This window comes from Agromyces subbeticus DSM 16689 (assembly GCF_000421565.1).
In the GTDB taxonomy this organism is placed as follows: Bacteria; Actinomycetota; Actinomycetes; order Actinomycetales; family Microbacteriaceae; genus Agromyces; species Agromyces subbeticus.
In genome coordinates, this window is sequence record NZ_ATXG01000018.1 from 22182 (window position 1) to 38602 (window position 16421).

The 16421-nt window shown below is 68.8% G+C and carries 12 protein-coding genes; 7 read left to right on the forward strand and 5 right to left on the reverse strand.

Annotated elements, in window-relative coordinates; all coding sequences use genetic code 11:
- Positions 1–2: 2 nt before the first annotated feature.
- Positions 3–1313: an RNA polymerase sigma factor gene (locus tag H521_RS0118160; protein ID WP_022894440.1), complete on the reverse strand. Its 1311-nt coding sequence runs from the start codon at positions 1311–1313 to the stop codon at positions 3–5.
- Positions 1314–1567: 254 nt separating this feature from the next.
- Entirely contained in the window at positions 1568–2488 is a 921-nt protein-coding gene (locus tag H521_RS0118165; protein WP_022894441.1) for a proteasome assembly chaperone family protein, read from the reverse strand.
- A gap of 86 nt (positions 2489–2574) precedes the next feature.
- Here H521_RS0118165 and H521_RS0118170 point away from each other — a divergent pair, with 86 nt between their 5' ends.
- From H521_RS0118170 to sucB, 3 genes are all read left to right on the forward strand, one after another.
- On the forward strand, positions 2575–4047 hold the full coding sequence (locus H521_RS0118170) for a leucyl aminopeptidase (RefSeq protein ID WP_026482460.1): 1473 nt from the start codon (positions 2575–2577) through the stop codon (positions 4045–4047).
- A 98-nt stretch (positions 4048–4145) separates the two neighbouring features.
- A complete protein-coding gene (lpdA, locus tag H521_RS0118175) occupies positions 4146–5519 on the forward strand; it encodes a dihydrolipoyl dehydrogenase (RefSeq protein WP_022894443.1) in 1374 nt (457 codons plus the stop codon).
- A gap of 68 nt (positions 5520–5587) precedes the next feature.
- Positions 5588–7120, forward strand: a complete 1533-nt coding sequence (gene sucB, locus H521_RS0118180) for a 2-oxoglutarate dehydrogenase, E2 component, dihydrolipoamide succinyltransferase (protein ID WP_022894444.1) — start codon at positions 5588–5590, stop codon at positions 7118–7120.
- Here the strand turns inward: sucB and H521_RS0118185 are convergent.
- Positions 7117–8682, reverse strand: a complete 1566-nt coding sequence (locus H521_RS0118185; protein WP_156891540.1) for a hypothetical protein — start codon at positions 8680–8682, stop codon at positions 7117–7119. The two genes, sucB and H521_RS0118185, sit on opposite strands and share 4 nt — an antisense overlap.
- A gap of 109 nt (positions 8683–8791) precedes the next feature.
- On the opposite strand from H521_RS0118185, the gene lipB reads away from it, so the two are divergent.
- The 3 genes from lipB to H521_RS0118200 all read left to right on the forward strand — a co-directional run bounded on the left by lipB (position 8792) and on the right by H521_RS0118200 (position 11198).
- Positions 8792–9427 carry a lipoyl(octanoyl) transferase LipB gene (gene lipB / locus H521_RS0118190; protein WP_022894446.1) on the forward strand — a complete coding sequence of 212 codons (636 nt, stop codon included), beginning with the start codon at positions 8792–8794 and terminating at the stop codon, positions 9425–9427.
- Positions 9424–10413: a lipoyl synthase gene (lipA, locus tag H521_RS0118195; protein WP_022894447.1), complete on the forward strand. Its 990-nt coding sequence runs from the start codon at positions 9424–9426 to the stop codon at positions 10411–10413. Before lipB ends, lipA begins: the two co-directional genes overlap by 4 nt.
- A gap of 71 nt (positions 10414–10484) precedes the next feature.
- Entirely contained in the window at positions 10485–11198 is a 714-nt protein-coding gene (locus H521_RS0118200; protein ID WP_022894448.1) for a DUF4191 domain-containing protein, read from the forward strand.
- Positions 11199–11248: 50 nt separating this feature from the next.
- On the opposite strand, the gene H521_RS0118205 is transcribed toward H521_RS0118200, so the two are convergent.
- Positions 11249–11683: an RDD family protein gene (locus H521_RS0118205; protein WP_022894449.1), complete on the reverse strand. Its 435-nt coding sequence runs from the start codon at positions 11681–11683 to the stop codon at positions 11249–11251.
- Positions 11684–11821: 138 nt separating this feature from the next.
- Here H521_RS0118205 and glnA point away from each other — a divergent pair, with 138 nt between their 5' ends.
- Positions 11822–13246, forward strand: a complete 1425-nt coding sequence (glnA, locus tag H521_RS0118210) for a type I glutamate--ammonia ligase (protein WP_022894450.1) — start codon at positions 11822–11824, stop codon at positions 13244–13246.
- A 152-nt stretch (positions 13247–13398) separates the two neighbouring features.
- On the opposite strand, the gene H521_RS0118215 is transcribed toward glnA, so the two are convergent.
- Complete coding sequence (locus H521_RS0118215) at positions 13399–16416, reverse strand: bifunctional [glutamine synthetase] adenylyltransferase/[glutamine synthetase]-adenylyl-L-tyrosine phosphorylase (RefSeq protein ID WP_022894451.1); 3018 nt, start codon at positions 16414–16416, stop codon at positions 13399–13401.
- Positions 16417–16421: the final 5 nt, after the last annotated feature.

The window sequence follows — 16421 nt, forward strand, 5'->3', positions numbered from 1 at the left end:
GCCTACTCGAGGTAGTCGCGGAGCGACTGCGAGCGCGAGGGGTGGCGCAGCTTCGCCATCGTCTTGGACTCGATCTGGCGGATGCGCTCACGCGTCACGCCGAAGGTGTCGCCGATCTGGTCGAGCGTCTTGGGCATGCCGTCGCCGAGGCCGAAGCGCATGCGGATCACGCCCGCCTCGCGCTCCGAGAGCGAGTCGAGCAGGGACTCGAGCTGCTTCTGCAGCATCGTGAAGCCCACGGCGTCGGCGGGGACGACCGCCTCGGTGTCCTCGATGAGGTCGCCGAACTCGCTGTCGCCGTCTTCACCGAGCGGGGTGTGCAGCGAGATCGGCTCGCGGCCGTACTTCTGCACCTCGATGACCTTCTCGGGGGTCATGTCGAGCTCGCGGCTCAGCTCTTCGGGCGTGGGCTCGCGACCGAGGTCTTGCAGCATCTGCCGCTGCACGCGCGCGAGCTTGTTGATGACCTCGACCATGTGCACCGGGATGCGGATGGTGCGGGCCTGGTCGGCCATGGCGCGAGTGATCGCCTGACGGATCCACCACGTCGCGTAGGTCGAGAACTTGAAGCCCTTGGTGTAGTCGAACTTCTCGACCGCACGGATGAGGCCCAGGTTGCCCTCTTGGATCAGGTCGAGGAACTGCATGCCACGACCCGTGTAGCGCTTCGCGAGGGAGACCACCAGACGCAGGTTCGCCCCGAGGAGGTGACTCTTGGCGCGCTGGCCGTCTTTCGCGACCCACTGCAGTTCGCGACCGAGCTGCGAACGCTTCTCGGCATCGGTCATGTGCGACAGCTTCTCTTCGGCGAAGAGACCCGCCTCGATGCGCATGGCCAGCTCGACCTCTTCGGCCGCGTTCAGGAGCGCGACCTTGCCGATCTGCTTCAGGTAGTCCTTGACGGGGTCGGCCGTGGCGCCGGTGATGGCGCTCGAGTAGACCGGCACATCGTCTTCGTCGTCGACGGCCCGCAGCACGAGCGCACCGGTCGGGTGGGGCTCGACGGCGACGGGCTTCGCGTCGTCGTCGTCGGAGTCCGTCGCCGAGTCGTCGCCGGCCTCGGTCGTGTCGACCTCTACCTCGACGGCCCCGTTCTCCTCTGTCTCCTCTTCGCCATCGTCGCTCGATGCCTTCGCCTTGCCACGCGGCTTGGCGGCGGTCTTCGCGGTGCTCGCGCGCGGCGTCTTCGCTGCGGGGGTCGCCGCGGCCTTCGCCGTCGTCTTCGCGGCGCCCGACTTCGCGGCGGGCGCGCGCTTCGCAGCGGGCTTCTCCGCCTCGCTCGCAGCCTTCGTCGCGGCTTTCGTCGTTGCCATTCGTTGAACCTCTCCTACCGTCATGCCCGTGTGCTCTTCTGAGTACTCGGCTCATGCACTCGGTCCGGGTCGTTTTCGGACACTATGAGGACCCATGTCAAGTCCGCGGGATCGGCGTGAGCAACGTCACGCCCTGCGGACCAGAACGGGTCCTGCCTCCATTATACAGCTCCGCGCCGGTGCAAACGCCGATCGACGGGCCACGCCCTCATTGACCTCAACAACGGGGCCGGAAACGGAATTCCCCTCGGCGGTCAGATGCTGTAGGGCGTATCGTCGCCCCGCCGGAAAGCGAGGAACTTCTCGAGTTCTGCCGCGATCTCGTCGGCCGACGGCAGCTCACCGTCTTCATCGGTCAACGGCGACCGAAGGGTCGTGCCCTCCATGTAGGCGTCGTGACGCTCTTCGAGCGTGCCGACGAGCTTGGCCAGGTCGGTGTTCTCCGACACCTGCTCATCGATGCGGGCGGTGAACTCGCGGCCCTGTTCGCGCAGTGCGTCGGTCGGGAAGATACGACCGGTCGATGCGCTGATCGCCTCGAGAGCGGCGATCGCCGCAGAGGGGTACTCCGCATCGGAGAGGTAGTGCGGGATGAGAAGCACGAAGCCGGTGGTCGGGTGCTCGAGCTCTTGAAGGCGGTACTCGACGAGATGCAGCGCATTGGCGGGCACCTGGGTCGTCGGTCGCCAGATCGACATCGCGTCGATCAGCTCGGAGCGGTTGCCACTCACGGTCACGCCGATCGGGCGGGTGTGCGGAACGGGCATCGGGATCGAGTTGATCCACGTGGTCGACGACACTCCGAACTGCTCGATCAGGCCGAGCACGGCCGAGCTGAACCGCTGCCACTGGAAGTCGGGTTCGAACCCGGTGAGCAGCAGGAACTGCTGCCCCAGCTCGTCGACTGCCAGGTCGAGGCTCAGCCGCGGCGGCGTGTAGTCGGTGAGATGGTCGGCCTCGAAGAGGATGATCGGCCGTCGTGCCCGGTAGTCGAGCAGCTCGTCGGCATCGAACGAGGCGACCACCGTGCTGTCGAGCGTGTCGAGCAGGTATTCCGTGGTCTGGGCGACGGCCGCGCCGGCATCGGCGAATCCCGTGAGGCCGGCGACGAGCGGGAGTCCGACGGGTACCGTCACGTCGGGGTTCAGCTCGTAGAGGGAGCGGGGATCGCGCATGCATCCAGCCTACCGACGTCGACGGAGACGGCCTCCGGATCGATGTCGGCCGCGTGATGCCCAGAGCGAACACGTACGATCGCAGCATGGCCGTACCCATCCTCTCCGTGACCGACTCCCCCGCATCCGACGCCGACGCCGATGTCGTCGTGATCGCCGCACGAACGGGCGCTGCGGGGCCCGAGCTCCTCGCCGAGGGCGGGTTCGAGTGGGTGGCGCCGCTTCTCGAGTTGCTCGATATCACCGGTGCCGCCGAGGAGTTCGTACGCATCCCGGCACCCGAGGGCGGGCCACGCGTCGTGGTCGTCGCGGGCATCGGCGAGCGAGCGGATGCCGCGAGCCTCCGCCTCGCGGCCGGCAGCGCACTGCGCCAGGTGAAGGGCGCCATCACCGTGGCGCTCGCCGTACCGACCGATGACGCCGATCAGGCCGCTGCGCTCCTTGAGGGCGCGGCGCTCGGCGCGTACGGCTACGACGAGTACCGCTCCGAGGCGAAACCGCGACCGACCGGCATCATCCTGCACAGCTCCTTCGACGAGGCCGCCGTCAATCTCGATCGCGTGCGCTCGGTCGTCGCAGCCGTCGCCCGCACGAAGGACCTCGTCAACATGCCGCCCCTCGACCTGTTCCCGGCACGTCTCGCCGACCTGGCCGTCGAGGCCGCCGCCGGCGTCGGCATCACCTCACGGGTGTGGAACGAGGCCGAGCTCGCCGCCGACGGCTTCGGCGGCATCCTCGCGGTGGGCCAGGGTTCCAGCCGAGGGCCACGACTCGTGCGCCTCGAGTACGCTCCGGCCGGGGCATCCGTGCACCTCGCCCTCGTCGGCAAGGGCATCACCTACGACTCGGGCGGCCTCTCGCTGAAGCCGATGAACTCGCTCGTCGGCATGAAGACCGACATGGCCGGCGCGGCGACCGTGCTCTCCGCGATGGTCGCGCTCGCCGAGCTCGACGTGCCGATTCGCGTCACGGGGTGGCTCTGCATCGCCGAGAACCTTCCTTCATCGACCGCCGTACGGCCCAACGACGTGCTGCGCATCCGCGGCGGCAAGACCGTCGAGGTGCTGAACACCGATGCCGAGGGCCGGCTGGTGCTGGCCGACGGCCTGGTCGCCGCGAGCGAGGAACAGCCCGATGCCATCGTCGACGTCGCGACCCTCACCGGCGCGCAGGTCGTTGCGCTCGGGCATCGCATCGCCGGTCTCATGGGTGACGACGCACTCGTGGCGAGTGTGCGCGACGCCGCCGAGGCGGTCGACGAACGCACCTGGCCGATGCCGCTCCCCCGTGATCTCATGCCGTACCTGAAGTCGAACGTCGCCGACCTCACGAACACGAAGCTCGGCATGACGGTGCCCGGCATGCTCCTGGCCGGCGTCTTCCTGCAGGAGTTCGTGGGCAAGCGAGACGGCAGCGACGAGCGGATCCCCTGGGCACACCTCGACATCGCGGGACCATCGGACAACACGGGTGGCGGCTTCGGATTCACCGGCACGGGGGCCACCGGCGTCGCCGTGCGCACGCTCGTTCGGCTGGGCGAGCAGCTCGCCGCCAAGTAGTAAGGTCGTATGGGCGAGAACGTCGCCCATACAGCCTGTCCCGGCAACGAACCGGAGACAGTCCATGTCGCAGATTTGATGCGCGAGGGAGAGTGCGGTTGTCCGAGCAGAACTTTGACATTGTCGTCCTGGGCGGAGGCAGCGCCGGTTACGCCGCCGCGATCCGTGCCGTCGAACTCGGCCTGACGGCCGTCGTGATCGAGAAGGACAAGCTCGGCGGCACGTGTCTTCACCGCGGCTGCATCCCGACCAAGGCGCTGCTGCACTCGGCCGAGGTCGCTGAAGTCGCACGCGAGTCGTCGAAGTACGGCGTCAAGACCTCGTTCGAGGGCATCGACATCGCCGGCGTCTCCGCCTACCGCGAGGGCATCGTGGCGAGCAAGTTCAAGGGCCTGCAGGGCCTGTTGAAGGCTCGCGGCATTCCAGTGGTGGCCGGTGAGGGCCGCCTCGTCGGCGCGAACACCGTCGCCGTCGGCGACGATCGGTACACCGGCAAGAACGTCGTGCTCGCGACCGGCTCCTACTCGCGGTCGCTTCCCGGCCTCGAGATCGGCGGCCGCGTGATCACGAGCGAGCAGGCGCTCGAGCTCGACTTCATCCCCAAGAAGGTCGCCGTGCTCGGTGGCGGCGTCATCGGCGTCGAGTTCGCGAGCGTCTGGAACTCGTTCGGAGCCGAGGTGACCATCATCGAGGCGCTGCCGCACCTCGTGCCGAACGAAGAGGAGTCGATCTCCAAGCAGCTCGAGCGCGCGTTCCGCAAGCGCGGCATCGACTACTCGCTCGGAGTTCGCTTCCAGGGAGTTACTCAGAACGACGACGGCGTCGTCGTGACGCTCGAGAACGGCACGACCTACGAGGCCGAGCTGCTGCTCGTCGCCGTCGGCCGCGGACCGGTCACCCAGAACCTCGGCTACGAAGAGGCCGGCATCACGATCGACCGGGGCTTCGTGATCACCAACGATCGCCTCGAGACGAGCGTGCCCGGCATCTACGCGGCCGGCGACATCGTTCCCGGCCTGCAGCTCGCGCACCGCAGCTACCAGCAGGGCATCTTCATCGCCGAAGAGATCGCGGGCCTCGCCCCGATCGTCGTCGAAGACGTCAACATCCCGAAGATCACCTACTGCGAGCCCGAGGTCGCCTCGGTCGGCTACACCGAGGCGAAGGCGGCCGAGAAGTTCGGCGCCGACCAGGTGTCGTCGTTCGAGTACAACCTCGCCGGCAACGGCAAGAGCTCGATCCTCGGCACCTCCGGCTCGATCAAGGTCGTGCGGGTCAACGATGGTCCGATCATCGGCGTGCACATGATCGGCGGCCGCGTCGGCGAGCTGATCGCCGAGGCCCAGCTCGCGGTGAACTGGGAGGCCTACCCCGAAGACATCGCCCCGTTCATCCACGCCCACCCGACCCAGGGTGAGGCATTCGGCGAAGCCATGCAGAAGCTGGCCGGCAAGCCATTGCACGCCATCTGAACCGGCCGACCCAATGATCGACTGCAATAAGCTAGAAAGCGTTCCCACGCTGTGAAGGAGACAAGCGAATGAGCGAATCCGTCAGCCTCCCGGCACTCGGAGAGAGTGTCACTGAGGGCACGGTCACCCGCTGGCTGAAGAATGTCGGCGACCGTGTCGAGGTCGACGAGCCGCTGCTCGAGGTCTCGACCGACAAGGTCGACACCGAGATCCCGTCGCCCGTCGCCGGTGTCATCGAGGCGATCCTGGTGCAAGAAGACGAGACCGTCGAGGTCGGCACCGCACTCGTGACCATCGGTGATGGTTCGGCCGCGGGCGCGGCGCCAGCTGCACCTGAGGCAGCGGTCCCTGCCGCCCCTGAGGCGGCTCCCGCTGGTCCGGTCGCTGAGGCCCCCGCTGCTCCGGCTCCTGCTGCGCCAGTTGCGGAGGCCCCTGCTGCTGAGGCACCTGCGGCGCCTGCTCCCGCGGCACCCGCTGCAGAGGCACCGGCTGCGCCCGCTCCTGCTCCTGCGGCACCTGCTGCCGAGGCAGCTCCTGCGCCTGCGGCACCTGCTGCCGAGGCAGCTCCTGCACCTGCGGCACCTGCTGCCGAGGCAGCTCCCGCACCCGCAGCCGCTCCCGTCGCCGAGGCGCCCGCCGCGCCTGCTGCCGCACCGGCTGCTCCGGCCGCACCTGCTGCTCCGAGCGGAGGCTCGCACGCCGGCCCCGCCGGATACGTGACTCCGATCGTGCGCAAGCTCGCGAACGAGCAGGGCGTCGACCTCGCGAGCGTCACCGGCACGGGCGTCGGCGGACGAATCCGCAAGCAGGACGTCATCTCGGCCAACGCGGCACCCGCCGCAGCGGCCGCTCCGGCGGCAACTCGCCAGCCGCTCGAGATCTCGCCGCTGCGCGGAACCACGGTGCCGATGACGCGTCTTCGCAAGGTCGTCGCCGAGCGCGCCGTCGTCTCGATGACGTCGACCGCGCAGCTCACGACGGTGGTCGAGGTCGATGTCACCCGTGTCGCGCGCCTGCGCGACACGGTGAAGGGCGACTTCCTCGCCAAGACGGGCAACAAGCTCTCGTTCCTGCCGTTCTTCGCTATGGCGGCCGCCGAGGCGCTGCGCGCGTACCCGATCATCAACTCCACGGTCGACGGCGACAGCATCGTCTACCCGGCTCAAGAGAACATGAGCATCGCGGTCGACACCGAACGTGGCCTGCTCACGCCGGTGATCCGGGATTCCGCTGAGCTCGACCTGGCCGGCCTCGCCGCACAGATCGCCGATCTCGCCGAGCGCACCCGAAACAATCAGTTGAAGCCCGATGAGCTGTCGGGTGGCACGTTCACGCTGACGAACACCGGTTCGCGCGGCGCGCTCTTCGATACCCCGGTCGTGTTCCTGCCGCAGTCGGCGATTCTCGGCACCGGCACCGTCGTCAAGCGCCCCGTGGTCGTCTCGACCGACGGTGCCGACGCGATCGCCGTGCGCTCGATGGTGTACCTGGCCCTCTCGTACGACCACCGCATCATCGACGGCGCCGACGCTGCCCGCTTCCTGACCGCGGTCAAGGAACGGCTCGAAGAAGGCGCGTTCGAGAACGACCTCGGCATCTAGTCGAAGATCTCGCGCAGTCGCCAACCGGCCTCGCCCCTCATCACGAGGAGCGAGGCCGGTTGTCGTTCAGCTCCTGCATCTGCTGCATAGTTCACGGTCAACAACACGGCGGAGCCCATCTCGGCGGCCACGGTGATCGCTTTGGTGTCGAATGCCGGGGGAAGCTCCCCTCCCTCGCGAGCAGCCGTCATGGCACCGACGTCGTCGGACTCGCTCGTCGAACCCGGCTGCAGCACTTCTGACAGGCACTCGAGGTCGAGTGCGTCGAAGCACTCCGCCCGCCGCTGCAGCAGTGCCGCGGTCGCCGGCACCACGTCAGCGACATTCGCGGCTTCGACTGCCTCCGTCGTACGCTCGATGCCGCCCGACGGGTCCACCGCGGAATCGTCGTCGGAGTCCACGGCATCGACGACACCAGTCCGAGCGGGCGACGTGGAGCTTCCGGCGTCGGGCCGAGTCCCACTGCCGGCAGTTGCCGGTGGCACCAGCGTGAGCAGCAGGGCCAGCGCTCCCCCGCCGACGAGTCCGCCGACGACGAGCACCGGCCGGCGCCGGCGTACCGCTGCACGCAGCCTGCGGCCGATGTTCGAGTCGTCGTCGACTGCCGCGCGCGCCGCCGCCGTTCGCCCTGCGAGCGCGGCAGGCCACTGGGCGAGGTCGAGGAGTGTGCGTACGATCGGGCGAGACCGCTGCTCGGGCGGCCCGATCTCCCCGTGATCCGCGTGTCGGGCCTCGACCGGGAGGTCGAGCGGTGCCGTCACCCGCGTCGGCAGTGGCGTGCGGCGCGGCCGCACTGCGACGCCGCTCACCGCCTCGGGCGCGGCGGCGGCGAACAGTCGCCGCTCGATCTCCGCCTCGCACGGCGTGAACGGCCGAGCCGCCAGGCGGTCGCGCAGAAGTTCGGCGACCGGAACGAGCAGCTCGGCCGGCCTCGTCGCGGCGATCACGTCGTCGAAGAGGTCTGCCAGGGCGGCATGTCCGGCCTGGAGCAAGCGGGTACGGGCATGCGCCGCCGCCGGCAGACGCTCGAGGCCACCCAGCCCGATGAGCCTCGGCCGGCCACGATCATCGAGCAGGACGTCGCCCGGCGAGAGCCTGGAGTGCACGAAGCCGAGCCGCGCGAGTTCGGCCACGGCGACGACGATGGGTGCGAGGATCGTCACCGCCTCACCGGGCGTCAGCGTGCGCTCTGCGAGGATTCGCGCGATCGACGGTCCGGGAAGCCGTTCCACCGCGAGTGCGCAACGCCCGTCGTCGAGTGTCGCGATGTCGAAGAGCTCGGGCAGCGAGCCCGATGCATCCGTCGACATCGCCTCGATCTCGGCGGCGATGGCTGCACCATCGGCCGCGGCGTCGTAGACACGCACCGTCACCACCGCCGATTCGTCGGCACCGGGTTCCCCTCTCTCAGCGCGGGCATCGAGGGCCGCAAGGAAGATGTCGGCGCGCTCACCGGTCGCGATCCGTCGGAGCAAGCGGTATCCCGCGAGCGTCGACTCGGTCGGCGTGTGCCGCTCGGGGATCGCCGCTTCGGCGGCGACGCGTCTGCCATGTCGAACCATACCGAGCAGCGTGCCGTGCGGGCCGGCGCGCACGGCCGGATCGGCGATCGTTGTGGAACGACACCGACCACCGTCGGTTGTCGAGGAGGAGTGACCTAAGCTGAAGGACATGCTCGACTTCGTCGTCGCGGGGCTAAGCGCCAACTCCGTGCCGTACATCGAGGGTCTCGACCTTCAGCGCGCCGTCCATCGCGCGGTCGTCAGGGGCGAACGCCCCGACACCGTCCTCCTTCTGGAGCACCCCTCCGTCTACACCGCCGGAAAGCGCACCTCGCCCGACGAACGGCCGACCGACGGCACCCCCGTCATCGACGTCGATCGCGGCGGCAAGATCACCTGGCACGGCCCCGGCCAGCTCGTGGGCTATCCGATTCTGCGGCTGCCGGAGCCGATCGATGTCGTCGGCTACGTGCGACGGCTCGAGGGCATCCTGATCGATGTCCTCGCCGGCGTCGGCGTGGACTCGCGCCGCGTCGAGGGCCGGTCGGGCGTCTGGGTCGGTCCGAAGGGTGCCGAGAACAAGATCGCGGCCATCGGCATCAGGGTCGAGAGCGGTGTCACGATGCACGGCTTCGCCCTGAACGCCAGCAACGCGCTCGACGCCTACGAGCGGATCGTCGCGTGCGGCATCCGCGACGCCGGAGTGACCACCATCAGCCGCGAACTCGGCCGTACGGTGACCCCGACCGATCTCATCGAGTCGGTACGCGAACGATTCCTCGCCGAGGAGGCGGTCGCAGCGTGAGCACCGCACCAGATGGGCGCAGGATGCTGCGCCTCGAGATCCGCAATGCCGAGACCCCGATCGAACGCAAGCCCGAGTGGATCAAGACGCGAGCGAAGATGGGCCCCGAGTACCGCGCCCTCCAGGCGCTCGTGAAGAGCGAAGACCTGCACACCGTCTGCCAGGAGGCAGGCTGCCCGAACATCTACGAGTGCTGGGAGGACCGAGAGGCGACCTTCCTGATCGGCGGCTCGCAGTGCACCCGTCGCTGCGACTTCTGCCAGATCGACACCGGCAAGCCCGCCGACTTCGACGCCGATGAACCGCGGCGCGTCGGCGAGTCCGTGGTGCGCATGCAGCTGCGCTACTCGACCGTCACGGGTGTCGCCCGCGACGATCTGCCCGACGGCGGCGCCTGGCTGTACGCCGAGACGATCCGCGAGATCCACAGCCAGTCGTCCGGCACCGGGGTGGAGATCCTCGTGCCCGACTTCAACGGAGTGCCCGAGCTGCTGCAGCAGGTGTTCGACGCTCAGCCCGAGGTGTTCGCGCACAACGTCGAGACGGTGCCGCGCATCTTCAAGCGGATCCGCCCGGCGTTCCGCTACGAGCGATCGCTCGACGTGATCACGCAGGGGCGCGACGCCGGGCTCATCACGAAATCCAACCTGATCCTCGGCATGGGCGAGGAACGGGAGGAGATCTCGCAGGCTCTCCGCGACCTGCACGATGCCGGCACCGACATCATCACCGTGACCCAGTATCTGCGGCCGAGTCCGCGCCACCTTCCCGTGGCCCGCTGGGTGCGGCCCGAGGAGTTCGTCGAGATCAAGCAGGAGGCCGAGGAGATCGGATTCCTCGGCGTGCTCGCCGGCCCTCTCGTGCGGTCGTCCTATCGGGCGGGCCGGCTCTGGGCGCAATCCATGCAGGCGAAGGGCCTTCCGCTGCCCGCTGAGCTCGCCCACCTCGCCGACGCATCGCTCGGCTTCGCGCAAGCGGTCGGGTAGCGGCAAAGCCGTCTCGGACCGCTCGCAGATCGCGGTCCGAGACGGCTCTCCGCGCCGGTATCCTTGAGACCATGGCACGCACCAAGGACGCATCGAAGGCTCAGAAGGAGCCCGGCCGCATGAAGCAGATGTGGCAGGTCTTCCAGATGACCCGCCGCTACGACTCCACTGCACAGTGGCTCATGCTCCTCGGCTTCCTCGCCCCAGTGCTCGTGGGCCTCGGCCTCGCGCTGTGGCTCAGCGAGGGCAACGGCTTCACCATCGCCCTCTGGGTGGTCGCCGGCGTGCTCGCGGGCCTCTTGATCGCGCTCCTCATCCTCGGCCGTCGTGCCGAACGTGCCGCCTACTCGCAGATCGAGGGCCAGCCCGGCGCCGTGGGCGCGGTGCTCCGCAGCGGCCTCCGCGGCGGCTGGGTCGGCAACGAGATGCCCGTCGCCGTCAACGGCAAGACGCAAGACGCGGTCTACCGTGCCGTCGGCCGCGGCGGTGTCGCGCTCATCAGCGAGGGGCCGACGAGCCGCACGCAGCGCATGCTCGACGACGAGCAGCGCAAGGTCACCCGCATCCTGCCGAACGTGCCTGTCACGCTCGTCTCCGTCGGTCTCGACGAAGATTCGATCCGGCTGCACCAGCTTCCGGCGACGCTGCGCAAGTCGAAGAAGGCCCTCACCAAGCCCGAGGTGCTCGCGGTCTCGAACCGTCTGAACTCGCTGCAGAGTTCGCTGCCGATCCCGAAGGGCATCGACCCGATGAAGGCTCGTGCGCAGCGCGGCAAGATGCGCTGAGATCGAGCTCGAGAACGCGGCATCCGTCATCGACGGATGCCGCTTTCAGGTCAGTACCGGATCAGCACGGTGCCGGCGACCTTGTCGTGGAAACCGCGCTGGTCGGAATCCCAGACGAGCGCCGGCACGACGACGACGAGCAGTGCCGTGCGCAGGATCGGCCGCCACACGCCGATCCAACCGCCGACGAGCGGCACGACGCGCATGCCCAGCAGGCGGTGGCCGAGACTGCCGCCGAGCGTGGGGATGAAGACGATCTGCAGCACTGCGAACACGAGCGGCGTCACCCAGGTGTAGGCGACCGACTCGTATGGAGTGAACAGCAGCGCGATGAGCATGGCGCTCGCCCAATCGACGAGGAGCGCGGCGAGACGACGACCGACCCGCGCGACCGAGCCCCGGCCTTCGCTCGGGAGCCCGAGTCGCTCGCCGGGCCACTGGCTCGGCTCGAGGTCTCCGAAGGTCTGGGGTTTCGCGTCAGGCACCTCCCGAGTCTACCGAGGGGTGCGGCACGTAACATGCTCGAAACATTCCGGTCATGGCAGGGAAACCGCACCCGGCTATCGTCGCTACCGGCTGTGCACGTCCGTTCGGCCCACCCGCCCCCTTGGAGATTTCGTCACATGTTCAGTGATTCGTCTGAAGTGCTCAAGTTCATCAAAGAGACGGATGTCAAGTTCCTCGACATCCGCTTCACCGATCTCCCGGGCGTGCAGCAGCACTTCAACATCCCGGCCTCGACGGTCGACGAGGAGTTCTTCACCGTCGGCCAGCTCTTCGACGGCTCCTCGATCCGCGGCTTCGCGAACATCCACGAGTCCGACATGCAGCTGATCCCCGACGTGACGACGGCGTACATCGACGCATTCCGCGCCGAGCGCACGCTCATCATGGTGTTCGACATCTACAACCCGCGCAACGGCGAGATCTACGCGAAGGACCCGCGTCAGGTTGCCAAGAAGGCCGAGAAGTACCTCGCCTCCACCGGCATCGCCGACACCGCCTTCTTCGCCCCCGAGGCGGAGTTCTACATCTTCGACGACGTTCGCTACGAAGTGAACCAGCACTCGAGCTTCTACTCGGTCGACTCCGAAGAGGGCGCCTGGAACTCGGGCCGGGTCGAAGAGGGCGGCAACCTCGCCAACAAGACCCCCTACAAGGGCGGCTACTTCCCGGTCTCCCCCGTCGACAAGCAGGCAGACCTGCGTGACGACATCTGCCTCAAGCTCATCGACGCCGGCCTCATCCTCGAGCGCAGCCACCACGAGGTGGGCACGGGCGGCCAGGCCGAGATCAACTACCGCTTCGACACGATGGTGCACGCGGCCGACGACATCCTGAAGTTCAAGTACATCGTCAAGAACACCGCCGAGCAGTGGGGCAAGACGGCGACGTTCATGCCGAAGCCGCTCTTCGGCGACAACGGCTCGGGCATGCACACCCACCAGTCGCTCTGGAACGACGGCACGCCGCTGTTCTACGACGAGGCCGGCTACGGCGGACTCTCGGACCTCGCCCGCTGGTACATCGGCGGCTTGCTGAAGCATGCCCCCGCCGTGCTCGCCTTCACGAACCCGACGGTGAACTCGTATCACCGCCTGGTGCCCGGCTTCGAGGCTCCCGTGAACCTGGTCTACTCGGCCGGCAACCGCTCGGCGTCGATCCGCATCCCGATCACCGGCACGAACCCCAAGGCCAAGCGCATCGAGTTCCGCGCTCCGGATGCCTCGGGCAACCCGTACCTCGCCTTCGCTGCGCAGCTCATGGCCGGCCTCGACGGCATCAAGAACCGCATCGAGCCGCACGAGCCCGTCGACAAGGACCTCTACGAGCTGCCGCCCGAAGAGGCCAAGTCGATCCCGCAGGTTCCCGGCTCGCTCGGCGAGGCACTCCTGGCCCTCGAGGCCGACCACGACTTCCTCCTCGAAGGCGGCGTGTTCACCAAGGAACTCATCGAGACCTGGATCGACTACAAGCGCGAGAAGGAGCTGAAGCCGCTGGCTCAGCGCCCGCACCCGTTCGAGTTCGAGCTCTACTACGGCGTCTGATCACTGCAGCCCCCTCTGCAGTTCCGGGTCCGAACCCTGCATCCCCCCTGCACTCGGATCCGACCGGATGGGCCCGCACCGCTTCGGCGGGCGGGCCCATTCGCGTGTCAGCACGTTCTGCGCAAGCGCGACTCAGCCCGAGGTCGGCTGACTCAGCCCGAGGTCGGCTCGCGGCGCGGCTCCACGCCGTAGAAGCCGCGATCGAACACAGCGCGCGCTCGGCGCGTGAGGTGCAGGTAGTCCTGCTCGAGCTGGGTCGCCGATCCCGGCGGATAGCCCATGATGCGGGCGACGCCTTCGAGCTGCGAACGTTCGACGGGCAGCACGTCGGTCGTGCGCTCGAGCCAGAGTGTCAGTGCCGAGCGGGCGCGCGAGGCGAACACCCACGCGGCGCGCAGCACTTCGGCGTCGGATGCCTCGACGAGACCGTGTTCGACGGCGGCGGCCAGGGCATCGAGCGTCGAGGTCGTGCGCAACGCCGGCACCTCGGCCGCGTGCTGGAGCTGCGCGAGCTGCACGAACCACTCGACGTCGGAGAGCGAGCCGCGCCCGAGCTTGAGGTGCCGGTTCGGGTCGGCGCCCTGGGGCAGCCGTTCATTCTCGACTCGCGCCTTGATGCGCTTCACCTCGCGCACGTCGCGCTCGCTGATCGACTCGGGGTACCGCACCGAGTCGGCGAGCCCGGTGAACTCGTCGACGAGCCCTCGATCGCCCGCGACTCCCCTGGCGCGGAGCAGTGCCTGCGCCTCCCAGGTCAGCGACCACCTCGCGTAGTACGCGCGGTAGGCGTCGAGTGAGCGGGCGACGACGCCGTTGCGCCCCTCGGGGCGCAGATCGGCGTCGAGCTCGAACGGCAGGCGTGCGTCTTCGCTGAGACGCACGAGCTCGGCCACGATGCGCAGCGCTCGCGAGTGCGCGGCGTCGGCCGCGGCATCCGTGGCACGGTACACGTAGATGATGTCGGCGTCGGAGCCGAGGCCGAGCTCGCGGCCCCCGAACCTGCCCATGCCGATGACCGCGAACTCGATGCCGTCGGGCTCGCCACCGCGAATGGCGGCGACGAGGGCGGCGATGTGGTTCTCGGTGACGTCGCTCAACGCATGCCCCAGCTCTTCGACGGTGCAGACGTCGAGCATCGCCGAGAGCGCGAGGCGCAGCACCTCACGCCGCCGGATCGCGCGGAAGATCTTCGCCGCGGCGTCGGGCTGCTCGTGCCGCGCGAGCACCGCCCGGGTCTCGTCTTCGAGCGCCGCGAGGGAACGCGGGCGGAGCTCGTCGACATCTTCGAGCCAGACGACCGCCTCGGGACTCCGCTCGAGCAGTGCTGCGGCGAAGCGCGACCCCGAGAGCACGCGCGTGAGCCGCAGCGCGGCGTCGGAGGAGTCGCGCAGGAGTCGGAGGTACCAGTGCGTCGTGCCGAGGGTGTCGCTCAGTCGACGGAACGAGAGCAGCCCGAAGTCGGGGTCGGTGCCGTCGGCGAACCACGAGATCAGCACCGGCATCAGATGTCGCTGGATCTGCGCGCGCCGCGAGACCCCTGCGGTGAGGGCCGCGATGTGAGCGAGCGCGCCACGCGGATCGCGGAACCCGATGGCGGCGAGGCGGGCCTCGGCTTGCGCGCTCGTCAGTTCGAGGCCCGATGCCGGCAATGCGGCCACCGCGGACAGCAGCGGACGGTAGAAGAGCCGCTCGTGCAGGCCGCGCACACGCTGCCTGGTGGCCTGCCAGACGCTCATCAGCTCAGCGGCCGTGCGCCCGAGACCCGAGGCCCGGGCGAGCACCCGCAAGCGGTGCTCGTCTCGCGGCATCAGGTGCGTGCGGCGCAGGCGTTCGAGTTGCATGCGGTGCTCGAGCACGCGCAGCACCCGGTAGTCGCGGGCGAACTCCGCCGCCTCGTCGCGGCCCACGTAGCCGAGTTCGGCGAGTGCAGCGAGGGCGGGCAGCGTGCCGCCCTGCCGGATTCCTTCGTCGGTGGCGCCGTGCACGAGCTGCAGCAACTGCACCGTGAACTCGATGTCGCGGATGCCGCCGGGGCCGAGCTTGATCTGCACGTCGACCTCGTCGGCCGGGATGTGCTGCGTGACCCGTTCGCGCATGGCCTGCACGGATTCCACGAAGCCCTCGCGACTGGAGCTCGTCCAGACCTTCGGCGAGACGCCGTCGAAGTAGCGACCGCCGAGTTCGAGGTCGCCCGCGAGCGGCCGAGCCTTGAGCAGCGCCTGGAACTCCCAGCTCTTCGCCCAGCGCTCGTAGTACTGCAGGTGCGATTCGAGGGTGCGAACGAGGGCGCCGTCTTTGCCCTCGGGCCGCAGGTTGGGGTCGACCTCCCAGAGTGGGGGTTCGATGCCGGGCTCGCCGATGATGCGCATCGTGAGCATCGCGAGCCGGGTTGCGATGTCGAGTGCTCGTGCGGTCGAGACGACCGACTCATCGGCCGACTCGGCGACGAAGATCACGTCGACGTCGCTGACGTAGTTCAGCTCGCGCGCGCCGGCCTTGCCCATGCCGATGACGGCCAGCCGAGTCGCCGCGACCTCGACGGCGGGGTACCGTCCGGGCGCGGCCGGGTCGCCCGCTTCGCGGGAGACCGCTCGGCGTGCCGCCTCGAGGGCGGCGTCGAGCGTCGCGCCGGCGAGGTCGGCGAGACCCGCGGCGACGACATCGACGACATCGACGGCGTCGCCCCGGGTGAGATCGAAGACGGCGATCTCGGCGAGCAGTCGCCGGTACCTGATGCGGATGGCCCTCGCGGCCTGCTCGGGAACATCGACCGGGGCCGCAGCGACTTGGTCGAGCGCAGCGAGCATCGAGGATCGAGCCTCGCTGACGCTCGGCGGCGCGGCCGGAAGCTGACGGAAGATCGCGAGCTCCGACGGATGCCGCAACAGGAACTCGGCGAACCCGCGCGATGTCCCGATGAGTCGAACCATGCGGACGGCTGCGCTCTCGTGAGCGAGCACCACGCCCAGCTCCGCCGGCTCCTGCTCGTGGAGTCGGTGCACGACCGACAACGCCTCGTCGGGGTCGGCGGCCTCGGCGAAGACATCGAGCAGCGACTCCACGTCGACCCCGGCCTCGGCCGCGAGGTGCGCGAGCGATGCGGACGCGCCGTCGAGGTCGGCGAAGCCCGCACGCGCGACTCTTCCGAGAGTTGGGGCCTTCCGAGACATCCGCT

What these genes read in the sequence shown, in the direction of transcription:
- H521_RS0118160 (WP_022894440.1), bottom strand. Translation starts at nt 1,313, where the DNA reads ATGGCAACGACGAAAGCCGCGACGAAGGCTGCGAGCGAGGCGGAGAAG.
- H521_RS0118165 (WP_022894441.1), bottom strand. Translation starts at nt 2,488, where the DNA reads ATGCGCGATCCCCGCTCCCTCTACGAGCTGAACCCCGACGTGACGGTA.
- H521_RS0118170 (WP_026482460.1), top strand. Translation starts at nt 2,575, where the DNA reads ATGGCCGTACCCATCCTCTCCGTGACCGACTCCCCCGCATCCGACGCC.
- sucB (WP_022894444.1), top strand. Translation starts at nt 5,588, where the DNA reads ATGAGCGAATCCGTCAGCCTCCCGGCACTCGGAGAGAGTGTCACTGAG.
- H521_RS0118185 (WP_156891540.1), bottom strand. Translation starts at nt 8,682, where the DNA reads ATGGTTCGACATGGCAGACGCGTCGCCGCCGAAGCGGCGATCCCCGAG.
- lipB (WP_022894446.1), top strand. Translation starts at nt 8,792, where the DNA reads ATGCTCGACTTCGTCGTCGCGGGGCTAAGCGCCAACTCCGTGCCGTAC.
- H521_RS0118200 (WP_022894448.1), top strand. Translation starts at nt 10,485, where the DNA reads ATGGCACGCACCAAGGACGCATCGAAGGCTCAGAAGGAGCCCGGCCGC.
- glnA (WP_022894450.1), top strand. Translation starts at nt 11,822, where the DNA reads ATGTTCAGTGATTCGTCTGAAGTGCTCAAGTTCATCAAAGAGACGGAT.
- H521_RS0118215 (WP_022894451.1), bottom strand. Translation starts at nt 16,416, where the DNA reads ATGTCTCGGAAGGCCCCAACTCTCGGAAGAGTCGCGCGTGCGGGCTTC.